17 protein-coding genes are annotated in these 13,606 nt (G+C 45.3%); 4 read left to right on the forward strand and 13 right to left on the reverse strand.

Going from position 1 to position 13,606, the window contains the following annotated elements:
- Positions 1-58: 58 nt before the first annotated feature.
- Positions 59-289 (reverse strand): helix-turn-helix transcriptional regulator, encoded by a 231-nt coding sequence (locus ACOJUR_RS12460; RefSeq protein WP_420950185.1) that lies wholly within the window; start codon positions 287-289, stop codon positions 59-61.
- A 155-nt stretch (positions 290-444) separates the two neighbouring features.
- On the opposite strand from ACOJUR_RS12460, the gene ACOJUR_RS12465 reads away from it, so the two are divergent.
- The 4 genes from ACOJUR_RS12465 (at position 445) to ACOJUR_RS12480 (ending at position 3,243) form a co-directional block, all read left to right on the forward strand.
- Positions 445-846 (forward strand): helix-turn-helix domain-containing protein, encoded by a 402-nt coding sequence (locus tag ACOJUR_RS12465; protein ID WP_420950186.1) that lies wholly within the window; start codon positions 445-447, stop codon positions 844-846.
- A gap of 117 nt (positions 847-963) precedes the next feature.
- Positions 964-1,449, forward strand: coding sequence for an ImmA/IrrE family metallo-endopeptidase (locus ACOJUR_RS12470; protein WP_420950187.1), 486 nt, complete (start codon positions 964-966; stop codon positions 1,447-1,449).
- Between the two features lie 45 nt (positions 1,450-1,494).
- Positions 1,495-2,610: a site-specific integrase gene (locus ACOJUR_RS12475; RefSeq protein ID WP_420950188.1), complete on the forward strand. Its 1,116-nt coding sequence runs from the start codon at positions 1,495-1,497 to the stop codon at positions 2,608-2,610.
- 216 nt (positions 2,611-2,826) lie between these two features.
- Complete coding sequence (locus ACOJUR_RS12480) at positions 2,827-3,243, forward strand: TIGR04086 family membrane protein (protein ID WP_207549673.1); 417 nt, start codon at positions 2,827-2,829, stop codon at positions 3,241-3,243.
- A 94-nt stretch (positions 3,244-3,337) separates the two neighbouring features.
- Here ACOJUR_RS12480 and yajC read toward each other — a convergent pair whose 3' ends face one another.
- The 12 genes from yajC to ACOJUR_RS12540 all read right to left on the reverse strand — a co-directional run bounded on the left by yajC (position 3,338) and on the right by ACOJUR_RS12540 (position 13,534).
- A complete protein-coding gene (yajC, locus tag ACOJUR_RS12485; RefSeq protein WP_420950189.1) occupies positions 3,338-3,739 on the reverse strand; it encodes a preprotein translocase subunit YajC in 402 nt (133 codons plus the stop codon).
- 74 nt (positions 3,740-3,813) lie between these two features.
- Entirely contained in the window at positions 3,814-4,950 is a 1,137-nt protein-coding gene (gene tgt, locus ACOJUR_RS12490) for a tRNA guanosine(34) transglycosylase Tgt (RefSeq protein WP_420950190.1), read from the reverse strand.
- Positions 4,947-6,014, reverse strand: coding sequence for a tRNA preQ1(34) S-adenosylmethionine ribosyltransferase-isomerase QueA (gene queA, locus ACOJUR_RS12495; RefSeq protein WP_072872684.1), 1,068 nt, complete (start codon positions 6,012-6,014; stop codon positions 4,947-4,949). Before queA ends, tgt begins: the two co-directional genes overlap by 4 nt.
- Positions 6,015-6,128: 114 nt before the next feature.
- Positions 6,129-7,409 (reverse strand): anti-sigma factor domain-containing protein, encoded by a 1,281-nt coding sequence (locus tag ACOJUR_RS12500; protein ID WP_420950191.1) that lies wholly within the window; start codon positions 7,407-7,409, stop codon positions 6,129-6,131.
- Between the two features lie 14 nt (positions 7,410-7,423).
- The gene (sigI, locus tag ACOJUR_RS12505; protein WP_238413660.1) at positions 7,424-8,206 is read right to left on the reverse strand and encodes an RNA polymerase sigma-I factor; all 783 of its coding nucleotides are present in this window, start codon (positions 8,204-8,206) and stop codon (positions 7,424-7,426) included.
- Between the two features lie 46 nt (positions 8,207-8,252).
- Entirely contained in the window at positions 8,253-9,284 is a 1,032-nt protein-coding gene (gene ruvB / locus ACOJUR_RS12510; RefSeq protein ID WP_072872686.1) for a Holliday junction branch migration DNA helicase RuvB, read from the reverse strand.
- A gap of 71 nt (positions 9,285-9,355) precedes the next feature.
- The gene (gene ruvA / locus ACOJUR_RS12515; protein ID WP_420950192.1) at positions 9,356-9,958 is read right to left on the reverse strand and encodes a Holliday junction branch migration protein RuvA; all 603 of its coding nucleotides are present in this window, start codon (positions 9,956-9,958) and stop codon (positions 9,356-9,358) included.
- Positions 9,955-10,479 carry a crossover junction endodeoxyribonuclease RuvC gene (gene ruvC / locus ACOJUR_RS12520; RefSeq protein ID WP_072872766.1) on the reverse strand — a complete coding sequence of 175 codons (525 nt, stop codon included), beginning with the start codon at positions 10,477-10,479 and terminating at the stop codon, positions 9,955-9,957. Before ruvC ends, ruvA begins: the two co-directional genes overlap by 4 nt.
- A 116-nt stretch (positions 10,480-10,595) precedes the next feature.
- Positions 10,596-10,973 carry a hypothetical protein gene (locus ACOJUR_RS12525; protein WP_203115304.1) on the reverse strand — a complete coding sequence of 126 codons (378 nt, stop codon included), beginning with the start codon at positions 10,971-10,973 and terminating at the stop codon, positions 10,596-10,598.
- Positions 10,974-11,051: 78 nt separating this feature from the next.
- Positions 11,052-11,777, reverse strand: coding sequence for a YebC/PmpR family DNA-binding transcriptional regulator (locus ACOJUR_RS12530; RefSeq protein ID WP_420950193.1), 726 nt, complete (start codon positions 11,775-11,777; stop codon positions 11,052-11,054).
- A 3-nt stretch (positions 11,778-11,780) separates the two neighbouring features.
- Entirely contained in the window at positions 11,781-12,632 is an 852-nt protein-coding gene (locus tag ACOJUR_RS12535) for an NAD+ synthase (protein ID WP_420950194.1), read from the reverse strand.
- Positions 12,629-13,534 (reverse strand): nitrilase-related carbon-nitrogen hydrolase, encoded by a 906-nt coding sequence (locus ACOJUR_RS12540; protein WP_420950195.1) that lies wholly within the window; start codon positions 13,532-13,534, stop codon positions 12,629-12,631. The genes ACOJUR_RS12535 and ACOJUR_RS12540 overlap by 4 nt, the downstream gene beginning before the upstream one ends.
- Positions 13,535-13,606: the final 72 nt, after the last annotated feature.

Raw genomic sequence — 13,606 nt, forward strand, 5'->3', positions numbered from 1 at the left:
TTCAGTTTTCAAGGTTCGATTAAATCTCTAAAACTATCTAATTCATTAATACTTTTTATTAAGCTGTATGATTCGAAGGCAACGAAACGTGTCTATCATCTTCAAAAAAAAGCTCATCGACACTTCTTCCGTAGAAATCTGAAATCTTTTTCGCAAGCGCAAGAGATGGCGAACGTTGACCACGCTCGATCATTCCAAGCATCTGAGTGGTGATCCCTATAGCTTTAGCTACCTGCGAACGAGACATTTGACCACGCAACTCAAAAAGTTGCTTTCTCGGTCTTGCCATACATCAGCACCACCCTCCTGTGGGAAACGTAATGTTTCGTTCACATCATTATGATACAGAAACATAATGTGTCTGTCAATACAAAGAAGAAACTTTTTGTGTCTTTTGTAGATTAGAAACGTGTAGTTTCCTACAATAATCAAGAGGTGGATCGAATGACGTTGGGTGAGCGCATTGCAAAGCTCCGTAAAGAATTGAAGATGAGTCAATATGCGCTGGCCGAACGTTTGGGGATGTCGCGCGGGAAACTAGCTAATTATGAACAGGGGCAGAGACAACCCGACTATGACACGCTGAAGAAAATTGCCGACTTTTTCGGCGTATCTATTGATTACCTGATTACCGGAGAAGATTCGGCGCACCACAGTTCATATGTGGGGCCTAATCCTGATGAAAATCCACTTGGCATAGAACTGAACGAAACTGAACTCCAAACCTTACGTGAGATTTTGAACGATCCGGATGTCACCTTGTTTTTTAAGGATTTTGCTGCGTTGGGCGAACGTGATCGGAGAAAAGTTTTAGCCATGATCAAGGCGTGGAGAGAAGAAAGTTGATGCTCTCCACTTTTGATTCTGTCTAAAAAATCAATTCCGCTCTATTTCTCCCCAAAAATTGGTGATATAATACGAACATACGTTCTTATTTTACCATCGTTTTAGGGAGATGTTGCCATGAACCGACATGAAACCTTTGTACAAACCCACATCTTATCCCTCATTCGTCCGTCACGCCCCTGTGACATCCGACTGGATGTTCTAGCTGAAAAAATTGGGATGAAAATTAAAACAGACGAATTTAGTTTCTGTTATCAAGATCAAAAAACACGTTATGTTGTTTTAGACTCATCCGTCGATGATGAAGCGGTATTACGTCATCATCTTGCACATGAAATCTGCCATCACGTCGCTACCACAGGGAACGCCTGGTCTATGCGCCCTATCCAACTTCAACGCTTGGAAGCAGATGTTGAAAAAATGGCTTTATACCTCCTCGCCCCCACCTGCATGTTGGACAAACATATCAACAGATGGCTCACATATAGCAAACGAGATGCGATCTATCTTATCTCAGATACTTTTCTGATGCCGTTTTACTCCTCTGCTGAACGGTTACGACTGTGGGTACGAGATCATCAGTTGCAAGACATCTTGTTCTAGTTTGTGTTGAAGGAGATTGGCTAAAAAATGACGACAGGCAGAATCGTGTCTTATAAAAACTCATCAGGAAAAAAACTCTACCGTTACATCCTCTCTACTCAACGCGACCCAGCCACGGGCAAATATCGTCAGATATGGCGAAGTGGGTTTGCGACGAAAGCAGCTGCCGATGAAGCCATGCGAAAGCATATAACGGAGTTAGAAGGGAGTTTAGACTCTCATATCACTTTGGCTGACTTTTTAGAAATATGGCTCCAACAATGTCGAAGCAGATTGTCGCCTATGAGTATGGAGACGTATGAGTACACATGCTACTACTACATTATTCCGTTCTTGGGGGACTTTAAATTATCAAGCCTCGAACCCCGCCACATAGAAAGATTGTATGCTCATTGGCAAAAAAGTTTGAGCACTTCTAGCGTGCATCGAATCCACCGTATTTTACGAACCGCACTGAATCGAGCGCTGAAAATGGGTTATATCAATGTATCCCCCATGCAGCGGGTTGATTCTCCAAGCAACAGGATCAACAAGCGTAATATACTCTCCGTGAAGCAAGCGTTGACTGTTTTACAATGGTTAAAAGAACGAAGCGATATCGTTTATCAAGCCTCTTATCTGGCGCTCTATACAGGAATGCGGCGAAGTGAAATCGCCGGACTTCAGTGGCAGGATATCGACTGGCAAGAAAATATCATTCGAGTCAAAAGAACGAGGCAAAGAAAACGGAATCAAGACATGATCGGTCATACTAAAACACAGGATAGCCTAAGACCCATTTTCGTATCCTCAAACGTCATCGTTGAACTGAATACGTGGTATCAAAAACATCAACATCACACAAGTTTACGAGGAGAAACATGGAGCGAAAATAAATATGTCATTGCACATTGGGATGGCGATATACCGCATCCAGCTACCTTTTCTGTGATGTTCCACAACGCGATAGTTGCTTTAGGTTTGCCTAGAGTCAGTTTTCACGATCTGCGGCATACACATGCAACATGGATGTTGGAAAGCGGTGTTGATCTGAAAATTGTCAGCGACCGATTAGGGCATAGCAATATCTCCACAACAGCAAACACATATGCTCATGTTACCCAGCGCATGCACAAGAATGCGGTTGATAAATTTTCTCGTTTGATCGGAGACGAAAATTAGTTTTGTAGATTTTTTGTAGATTTTACGCAGAAAAGACTTCTGACAAGAACTCAGAAGTCTTGATACATAAGCGTTTTTGGGCAGGATTTGAATCATACGTTACAAACCTATATATACAGAAAAATGTAACAAGTATTTTTGCATAGAAAACATAATCATTGAATACATGTGAAACATCACGAAAGAACAACCCTGACAAGTAGGTGAACTCTGGAGGTGAACGACTTGCCCGCTTTCAATGCGTGGGAGCCGTCTGATCAAAAGACCTATCCAGTCCTTTTGGGTATTTCTGTGGCTATTGTCCTCTCCATAGCAGGAATTCTCATTTCCTTGTGGTTGGCCGAATCCTATGAGTGGGACGACGGTATGATGATTACGAGCAGTTATATCGTACATGCTCTCGCTACTGTTTGCGGCGCCTACGCAGCAAGTAGACACACAGTATCCAAACCCGGTTGGTATGTGGGCGGCATGACAGGATTTTTCTTCTCGTTAATCATGACAGGGATTGGGTTTTGGTCCTTTCATACATTCACCCTTGACGCAGGTGGAGTACTTCGCATACTCTTAATGACCTTGGCTGGATCTTTCGTCGGCATTATCGGCGCTCATCGTCATTTGGAAAAATACTGATAGATGTTTCATAGCATAAAAAACCGAAGCGCAACAGATTTGCACTCTGGCCGCTTCGGTTTTCTTGCTTACTCTATCCTACAATCCCTTAGGTTTACTCTTCGTCTTTCTCTTCTTTGCCCTGAGTCACTTCACTGTCAGAGTGTTCGGCCAAAACGGGAGCAGCGTTTGTCTCCTCTTCTGCCTCCTCTGACGTTTGCCATGTAGGTTGTTCTTGTTCAACTGGGGTACGAGATAGACTATCTTCTACCACACGCGCTATGGCACGCTGGTCGATCTCAATCACTACACCATTAGAAATTTCAGCTTCTACCATAGAGTCGGCTGTACGCACCACAGTCGCATAAATGCCTCCTACTGTCACAACGCGCATACCTGGTTGCAATTGATTCATCATAGCCTGGCGAGCTTTTTGCTGGCGACGCTGCGGCAAGACTGTGAGAAAATAAAATACCGCAATAAATACAACAATAATAAGAAGAGCGGATGGTTTCAAAAAATTCACCTCATTTTTGGATTTACTCTGTGAGCCTACTGCATTTAGAACAATACCTCAAAACCTAATCTTGTTTATTCCGAGTCATTGTTGGCAAAACCGTAAGACTCATAAAATTCGCGTTTAAAGGCTAAAAACCTATCTTCTTCAATTGATTTGCGAATTTTCTTCATCATGTCCAGTAAAAAGTATACATTATGATAGGACGTAAGGCGAATACCAAGCACTTCACCAGCCTTGAGCAAATGACGAAGATACGCCCGTGTATAAACTTTACATACTTGACAATCGCAGTTCTCATCAAGCGGTCCGAAATCTCGGGAGTATTGAGCGTTTTTCAAAACTACTTTGCCCCGACTTGTCATGACTGTGCCATTGCGGGCAATGCGCGTTGGCAAAACGCAGTCAAACATATCCACGCCTCGCTCCACACCTTCAAACAAATCGTCTGGAGAGCCCACCCCCATCAGATAGCGCGGTTTATCTACTGGCAGGTGGCACACAACATCCGCCAAAACTTCATTCATCATAGGCTTCGGCTCGCCTACGCTCAATCCACCTATCGCGTAACCTGGAAAATCGAGATCGACCAGCGAAAGTGCCGCTTCTCGGCGTAAATCTGCATACATGCCACCCTGGACTATGCCAAACAAAGCTTGTTGATCCGATCGCTGGTGACTCGCCTTACAACGCTTAGCCCAAGCCAGCGTTCGTTTTAAAGAAGTCTCAATGTATTCTCGGGTAGCCGGATAAGGAGGACATTCGTCGAATGCCATAATAATGTCGGCTCCTAGCTTGTTTTCAATTTCCATAACCGTTTCGGGAGAAAAAAAACGCGGACTACCATCAATATGCGAGCGAAAGGTCACGCCCTCATCGGTGATTTTGCGCAATTTGGCCAAACTGAACACTTGAAATCCACCGCTATCAGTCAATACAGCACCTGGCCAGCGCATGAATTGGTGCAACCCGCCTGCCTCATCCACCAAATCTTCTCCGGGACGAAGATGCAAGTGGTAAGTATTGGACAAAATGATGCCCGCGCCCATCTCACGTAATTCAAAAGGTGAAAGTGTCTTGACGGTAGCCTGAGTGCCAACCGGCATGAAAACAGGCGTATCGATGGTTCCATGAGGAGTAATCAATCGACCACGCCTAGCGTTCGTATTTGAACTTGTGCTGAGAATCTTAAATTGTATAGAACTGGTCATGCTTCACCTCTTCGTTTTAAAAACATGGCATCACCAAAGGAAAAAAATCGATATTCCTCAGCAATGGCAGCTTCATATACCTGCAAGGCAAACTCACGTCCCATCCAGGCTGAAACGAGCATAAATAAAGTAGATTTAGGCAGATGAAAATTGGTAATCAAGGCATCTGCCATTCGAAAGCGATAACCTGGATATATAAAGATATCTGTTTCGCCAGAAGTTGCTTGCAAAACACCACTCGATCCAGCGCTCTCCAAAGTACGCAAAGCTGTTGTGCCAACAGCCACCACACGTTTGCCATTTGCATGAGCCTGATTCACAATATCAGCCGTTTCTTTTGGCACTTCATACCACTCACTGTGCATCTGATGAGCAGATACTTCTTCCACTTGAACCGGACGGAAAGTACCTAATCCTACATGTAGAGTAACCGGGGCAATCAAAACACCCTGACTGCGTAACTCTTCCAACAGTTCTTGGGTAAAATGCAACCCCGCAGTTGGAGCAGCTACTGAGCCTGTCACACGCGCATAAACTGTTTGATACCGTTCTTCATCTTTCAGTGGTGCCCGTATATAGGGAGGCAACGGCATGACGCCAATTTTTTCAATATAAGCATGCAACGTATCAGAAGAACTCATCTGAGTAAATCGTATTTCTCTAACCCCGTCCGGCAATTCCTTCAAAACTTCGGCTTCGCCAACCAGCGGTTGAGACAGATCACCTTTTGGATAAAACTGCAATGTAGACCCTTGGCGCAAACGTTTGGCTGGCCGGGCTAAAGCTGTGTATGTATCTTCACCCGTAGGCTGCAAGAGGAGCAGTTCAAAGCGCCCACCCGTATCGCATTTTTCACCCACCAGACGAGCCGGTAAAACTCGGGAATCATTAACAACCAGGACATCTCCCGACTGCAACTCCTCGACAATCTGTGCAAAACGCCGATGTTGCCACGTCTTCGTGACGGGATCAACCACCATGAGACGGCTTTCTGAACGATTTTCAATAGGATGTTGAGCAATCAAATGAGAAGGAAGTTGGTAATCAAATTCGTCCACTCGCATGTAAAAACCTCATTTCCGGACCATCTTGCCTTTATAGCGCTACATCTTTAACGATTATAAAGGTTGTCCAGAACTGGGTCAAAACAAGACAAGCGAATGTCCAAGTAGATATGATTAGGGCAACCACTTTTGGATCGGAGCTACGATCTTTTGAATTGGTCCCTGAGGAATTCTCAATGAATGGTGTATCCAACGGGGCAATTGATGCAATGCGTGAAGCGCATGGGCAGGCAATTGAATCACTTTTTTAGGTATTTTTTTTATCTGCGACGGTATGTGCATGGCAGGGAGACCTTTTGCAGACGGAAGGATAGCAGGACGGTGTTGATGACTGTCGTTTTTTTTCGGAAGCGAAGGTACAAGATGCTGTTGCGCATGATGAAGACCTGCAATCTCAGGATGAATGTTGTTACTTTGTTGCCTGGGATTTGCATTCAAAGGCAAAGAATGAGGCGGTCGAGGTTGATCCTCAGGATTCAGAGCCGGAACATGGATCGGCATAGGCAACATTTTCTTTACCGAATAGCCCTTCTCCAATTTTTTTATCGCTGCTTGAAGAATCTGTGGACTAGGATGTAAAAGTGCTTGCGTAACTTTGACGTCTACTCCAGAACTATGACTGGACATTTTCGCCAAAAGATCTAAGGAACCGGGAATATTAGGCTGTTTTTGACGAATTTCTGTAAGGGCCATCACCACAGCCAATTGTACAGGCGATACTTTAGCTTGTATAGCTTGCTGCCAAGAACTTGTGGTCATTGGCAAATTCATGATAAGCAATGGTTTGCCATCTATTTTGGTTTCCTTTTGCAAATCGTGCATGGTTCGTTCTGTGATATAATGTATATTGTGGTTTTTTCCTACAGGAGCTGTTGTGACTACCATCACATCGCATTGACGATAGGGCGTATTGGGTGCAGACACCACGGCATACTGCATAATTTCAGGCAAAACTGTATCTATAGAACGTCCGTTCAATTGTATTTTGGAAAGCCAAGGATAGGTTGTATTACCCACAACCTGCCAAGACCTTACATGACCCGTATTGTCCACAGTCAAAATCAAGTTAGGAGCTGCCCCAAGGGCAACGTACGCTTCCGCTTGAGCGTAAGGACTCAGCCGATAGACCACGCGACCGACACCTACACCAAGAACAAGCAATGCAGCAAGGCCAATCAACAAAACCTTTTTCGGATAGAGTGACCGAGTGCCAGTGAACCACTCAGACCAAATTTGAAGGAGTGGGAAGCGAGGTAATAATTCAGCATATACTTCTTGCCCAAGTCGCATTTCCTTTTGAAGCGAAACGCGTGCAAATTGACCATTTTGTGTAAGCACCAAGGCTGAGCGGCGTCTTTTTTTCAACACCACTCCTCTTACTTTTTCAACCTTCACTGGCCACACCTCCTTCAATCGCCATCCGATACCCCTGCTACATAGGATTGCAAGTATGGATAATCTCCAGCCAACAAGAGTACAACAGCCAAGATATATTTGCGCTGTCGTTCAAGCGTTTTCCGCGAGACAGTTGTCAACTGCTCGAGCTCTTTCATAGGCAAGGATTTCTTTTGCCGTACATAGGAAAGCAAATGATCATCACGAACAATCATTTTAGCTACCGCAATAGCATTTTGCCGAGCATCTTCATGTTTGGGACAAACTTTTATCAAAGCAGAAAAAGATAACTTAAACACCTGCAGTTCACGCTCGTATTCTTCAATTTCGTACGAACGCGCTGCTGCTTCCTGTTCCTTTGCGTAGTCTTCCAAGGAGGATCGGATTTCCACATAGTTCATGACATTGTTTTCTTCATCAGAAACTTCAAAATCACTCCATGGATTCCCTTGCACGGAACGTTGCTGTCTGCGATGCTCATCAATCAGACGGCGTTTAATAATGGTTTCAGCCAACGCCAAAAAACCATTGCTGCGTTCAGGATCGTAACTGTCGATAGCTTCGTTAAAAGCAGACAAGGCAATACTAAACTCATCATCCGTCTGGCGGTCGATGTACCGATGCGCTGCCTGGGAAGCAATTTTCAGGATATACGGAGTGTACTCATGAAGCATTCGCTCACGCGCCTCTGTATCTCCTGCCTTGGCAGCGTGGAGCAATGTGGTCAGGTCACGCGTATCGGCTGCTTTCCGACGCCGCGTTGGCAATAGGCCCACACGTTCCACCTCTCTGCTCATAAGATTCGCTCATGTCCAGACGTTTTCAGGGGTTGGCGTCTGTCAATTATAGCGGCAATTCTTCTATGGAACGTTCTGATGCACTGCTTGGCAATGGATATCCAAAGTGCTGATAAGCCAAAGGTGTTACTATGCGCCCCCGCGGTGTCCGCTGAATAAGTGCTTGCTGCAAAAGAAATGGTTCATAAACTTCTTCTATTGTTCCAGCTTCCTCTCCTATAGCAGCAGCAAGTGTATCCAGTCCTACGGGACCGCCGGAAAATTTTTCAATGATGGTTTTTAACAAGCGAACATCTGTCTGATCCAGACCAAGTCTGTCTACCTGCAACTGACTCAACGCTTGTCGAGCAATATCTTCGGTCACCACAGCCGCCTTTTGTACTTGAGCGATATCCCGAACCCGTTTCAAAATACGATTGGCGATACGCGGCGTACCGCGTGAACGCCTGGCGATTTCTCTAGCTGCTTCATCGTCCACTACAAGGCGTAAAATTCGGCTGGTACGAGTGACAATCTGAGCTAAATCATCTATCGAATAATAATCAAGATGGAGTATCACTCCGAACCGATCACGTAAAGGTGAGGAAAGCAAACCTGCCCTGGTCGTTGCACCAACCAGCGTAAAAGGAGGTAAATCCAGTCGAACGCTGCGTGCACTCGGCCCTTTGCCAATCATAATATCCAGCGAAAAATCTTCCATAGCCGGATAAAGTACTTCTTCAACCGAACGTGAAAGACGGTGAATTTCGTCAATAAAAAGAACGTCACCTGTTTGTAAATTGGTCAAGAGAGCAGCCAAATCCGCTGGACGTTCTATAGCTGGGCCTGATGTAATGCGAATATTGACGCCAAGCTCATTCGCAATAATCATTGATAAAGAAGTCTTACCCAAACCTGGAGGGCCATACAGCAATACGTGATCGAGCGATTCTCCTCTATCTTTGGCAGCTTGAATGAAAATGCGCAAATTTTCTTTAACGCCATCCTGACCAATATAATCTTCCAAAAACCGCGGGCGAACACTGTCAAGCGCAGGGTCTTCTGGGGCCCATTCACTTGAAACCACTCGATGTTCCACACCTGTGTCCCCCTCTTCTTAAAACTGCAAGAGTCTTGCATAACTATATCGAAACGCTCAACTTCTTGATGTTAAGCACGAAAAGATTTTTGGAGTGCTGCTTTGAGCAATGTCTCTACAGAGGCGTCAGGCAATTCTGCCCTAGCACTGGCTAGGGCATCGAGACTCTCTCTCTCACTGTATCCCAAAGAAATGAGTGCCTCCACTACTTCTTTATCCATGGCAGGTAAAGAAATAGTTGTTGGAGTCGACACATTGGCTGACGGACTGATGGGAACGACCAATTTTCCCTTCAACTCCAGAATCAATCGAGAAGCTGTTTTTTTCCCAATCCCCGGTAAACGGCACAAGGTATCAACATCTTCCGACTCAATCCAACGGATGAATGTCTCTGCATCCGTACTGCCCACCATGGCCAAAGCGCTTTTGGGACCAACACCAGATATGGCCAATAGCTTCAGAAATAAACCGCGTTCCTCATCCTGTAAAAATCCATACAATTCCTGTGTATCTTCACGCAAATGTTGATAAGTATAAAGAAAAGCCGATTTATGCAGACTGAGCGCATGAAGAACACGTTCGGCCACAAAGACGCGATAACCCACTCCATTGACATCGAGATCGACCGAATTTTCATGAATAGCAAAAACATTGCCGCGCAAAAACACAATCATGGCGTTGTACCTCCAGAAAGCGCGCGACGAATCCGTTCTTCCTGCGCCACAAAGGGTGCCATATGAGCATGCGTTATAGCAACAGCAAGAGCATCTGCTGTATCGTCTGGTTTAGGGACGGTTGGGAGACTGAGTAAAGTTTTAACCATTGTCTGCACTTGGACTTTATCCGCGCGGCCATATCCAGTGACGGCAAGTTTCACTTGCATAGGCGTGTACTCTGCTAGTTGAACCTGATGCTCATAACCGGCCAAAATCGCTACACCTCTAGCTTGACCCACTGTAAATGCTGTAGTGGTATTGCGATTAAAAAACAATTCTTCTACCGCCATGACCTGAGGTTGATATTGCTCCAATAACGTTTGCAAACCATGAAACAAAATGGATAAACGCTTTGCCAAAGGAGTATTGGCTGGTGTTTCCAAACAGCCAAAAACGACTGCGCGTAGCTGATTTCCATAAGAATCAAGGATGCCATACCCCATACGAGCAAGTCCAGGGTCTATCCCCATAACGCGCAAGGATGACAAAAGAAAAGCCTCCTTTATAAATCGCGAGACTGTGAACGAGACAGACTCGTGTCCATAAAAGAGGTTCGCCATAGTATACACGTTTTCCTACTTGACAAAAACAGTCATTAAACGGATTCTGACTCTGCTGTACCAGATGCCTGCAAATGACGCTCAAAAACTGGTACGCCAAAAAAGCCGCAAAGCAACGGATTAAACTTCCAATCGGAAGCATTGTTTGCAAAAGCACTGACACTTCCATCGCCCATCGAAGCCATTTGCAACGTCTGTTGACCGCGATCGTCTACTGTCCAATAAAGAGCCAAACGCTTAGCGCGTGTTGCTGAATGACCCGATTTTTCTTTCACTTGCTGAAAATCATTCTGAGATATATGAGTTGCAGCTTTACACTGCACTGTAGACATGACTTCTGTGGTGCAAAAAAGCAGCGCAAATACAGCAGCGATAGATAAACGCCAATGCATGAAAATCACCTCATTTGCCATAAAAACTGTTCTCCAAGTCACTCTTATCATGCCAAGGAAGGCAGTTCTTATGCAAAACCGGCGATAAGTCTCTGTATTTTATAGTTCAGCGTTAGTATAGACACTCTGCACATCATCGTGCGCTTCTAATGACTCCAATAAATCGAGCACTTCTTCTGTCAGACTTGGATCAACTCCCATGGGTGTTACCGCTTCGTAAGTATATTCTGCATCTTCTAAAGGCAAGCCCTGTTTTTCCAGATGATCTCGAACACTTGTAAAGTTTTCAGGTGAAGTGACAATTTCCCATTCATCTTCATCTTCACGTAAATCGTCTGCACCAGCATCCAAAGCCTGAAGCATCAGTTCGTCAACATTCAAAGAAAGCGTATCTTTTTTGAGCGTGATACGGCCAATCCGCCGGAACATCCAGGCAACACTTCCGCTTTCACCAAGATTGCCGCCTCGTTTTTTAAAGATATGACGAATATCCGCTGCTGTTCGATTGCGATTGTCTGTGACAATATCCAGTAAGATGGCTACTCCGCCTGGACCATATCCTTCGTAGAGTACTTCCTCATAATGTGCTCCTTGCAACGATCCGGTAGCTTTAGCAATTGTACGAGCAATGCTGTCTGCTGGCAAATTTTCTCGTTTCGCTCTTTCAATTGCCACTTTTAAACGAAAATTGGTATCCGGATTGCCGCCGCCTTCTTTAGCTGCATGATAAATATCCTTGGACAGTTTCGTAAACAACTGCCCCCGAATGGCATCTTGCCTGCCTTTGCGACGCTGTATGTTATGCCATTTAGAGTGGCCTGACATCTTTCAATTCCCCCAATCTCGCAAATATCGGAAGTCAATACCAACCGTACGCGGCGATATTTTGGCAATCACAGGTGGTTTGCGCTTGTACTGATTGCGCCTTACCCGTTGAATCACCCGCGAAACAAGAGCCTCCGAATAGCCGAGCGCCACGGTCTCGTCCAATGAATACCGTTCATCTACCAAGTAATAAAGTACTTCATCAGCGTCATCGTATGTAAATCCAAGTTCCTGTTCATCTGTCTGATTTTCCCACAAATCAGCGCTTGGCGCTTTCTCTAAAATCGACCGTGGCACACCAACAGCGTTGGATAGTTGACGCACCTGACACTTGTATAAATCACCAATGGGATTCAGCGCTGAAGCCATATCGCCAAATTGAGTGCCATAGCCAAGCAGCAACTCTGTCTTGTTACTTGTTCCAAGAACAAGTGCAGCTAAATGGGCTGAAAAGTCAAAGAGTGTACACATGCGCTCGCGCGCCATACGGTTGCCTTTCCTGAGCGGTGTCGCTGGACTGCCAAGCAGAGTATCAACTTGAGCAAAATAAGCGTCTACTGGCGCTGTAATAGGAACGACCGTATGCGGCATTTGTAAATCATGGACAACCGCAAACGCATCCGTCAAAGAGGCTGGGCTACTCGTCTCATAAGGCATTAAAACGGCATGCGTCCGATCACGACCAAGCGCGCGAACTGCGAGATAAGCAACCAACGCCGAATCGATGCCGCCAGAGAGACCAAAGACCACTCGTTGAAACCCTGACTTATCGACTTCATCTCGAATAAATCGTTCTAGCAGCGCCAGTGTTAAATCCTCATTCAGACGCAGTCGATTGGCAACTTCAGGTTTCATGTCCGCTCCCCCTCTGGCTGACTGTTTGGCGCCCAATCACACTGAGTTTCTTCTCGTTGACGCAAAATTCTCTCCAGCTCGCGCTGAACCAACAAGGGTCTTTCATCTCGTAAGATAGGCGTACTGAAGCGAGCTCGCCGTACCGATCGCAAATCGAGTTGAATTGAGAACATTCCCTCTTCCACCGTAGGAGCAGTAAACAGCCAATCACCCTCAGGACTGACTGCACCGCTGCCCCCAAAAAAGGAAATGCCATCTTCCACACCTACTCGATTCACAAAAGCGATAGGACAGCCATACGTTTGTGCATATACTCGTAAAAGTTCACGCCAAAAACGTTGTGAGCCAAAATAATGAGCGTCTGTCACATCACGAGCTGGAGAAGAAGCTGTAACAATCATGAAATTTGCACCGCCTAAAGCCAACAAATATGGACTGGTGACATGCCAGGCATCCTCACAGAGAAGCATTCCAGCAGTCCCAGCAGGCGTACCAGAAAATGTTTGAAAACGTGTTCCTGGCGCAAAATACCTTCGTTCATCAAACATCCCATAAGTGGGTAGGTATACTTTGCGGTGAACAGCTCGTACTTTTCCTTCAGATGCGTAAACAGCACTGACATGGAACAAATGGTGTGATGTTTCTTCAACAAAAGAAAAGACAATATCGATTTCGCGGCTAGCCTCTATTAAAGATTGTATTTGCGGATGAACGAGAGGTCTGGCAATGTCCAGTGTCATATCCTGCACTTGATAACCTGTCAATCCTAATTCAGGAAAAATAATTAACTGCGCCCCACGCGCCCGAGCTTCCCTAATCCACTCATGATGCTTGTCCAGATTCCATTCAAAGTCGCCCAGTCTTGGACTCAACTGGGCAAGAACCACTTGTAGGCGATCCACGATCGCAACTCTCCTATCTATTACTGTCCTATACAGACCTGCTTTCGTCTGCCTAATCCTAGGCTTAGTATA

Source organism: Alicyclobacillus tolerans, from assembly GCF_048984885.1.
In the GTDB taxonomy this organism is placed as follows: Bacteria; Bacillota; Bacilli; order Alicyclobacillales; family Alicyclobacillaceae; genus Alicyclobacillus_I; species Alicyclobacillus_I tolerans.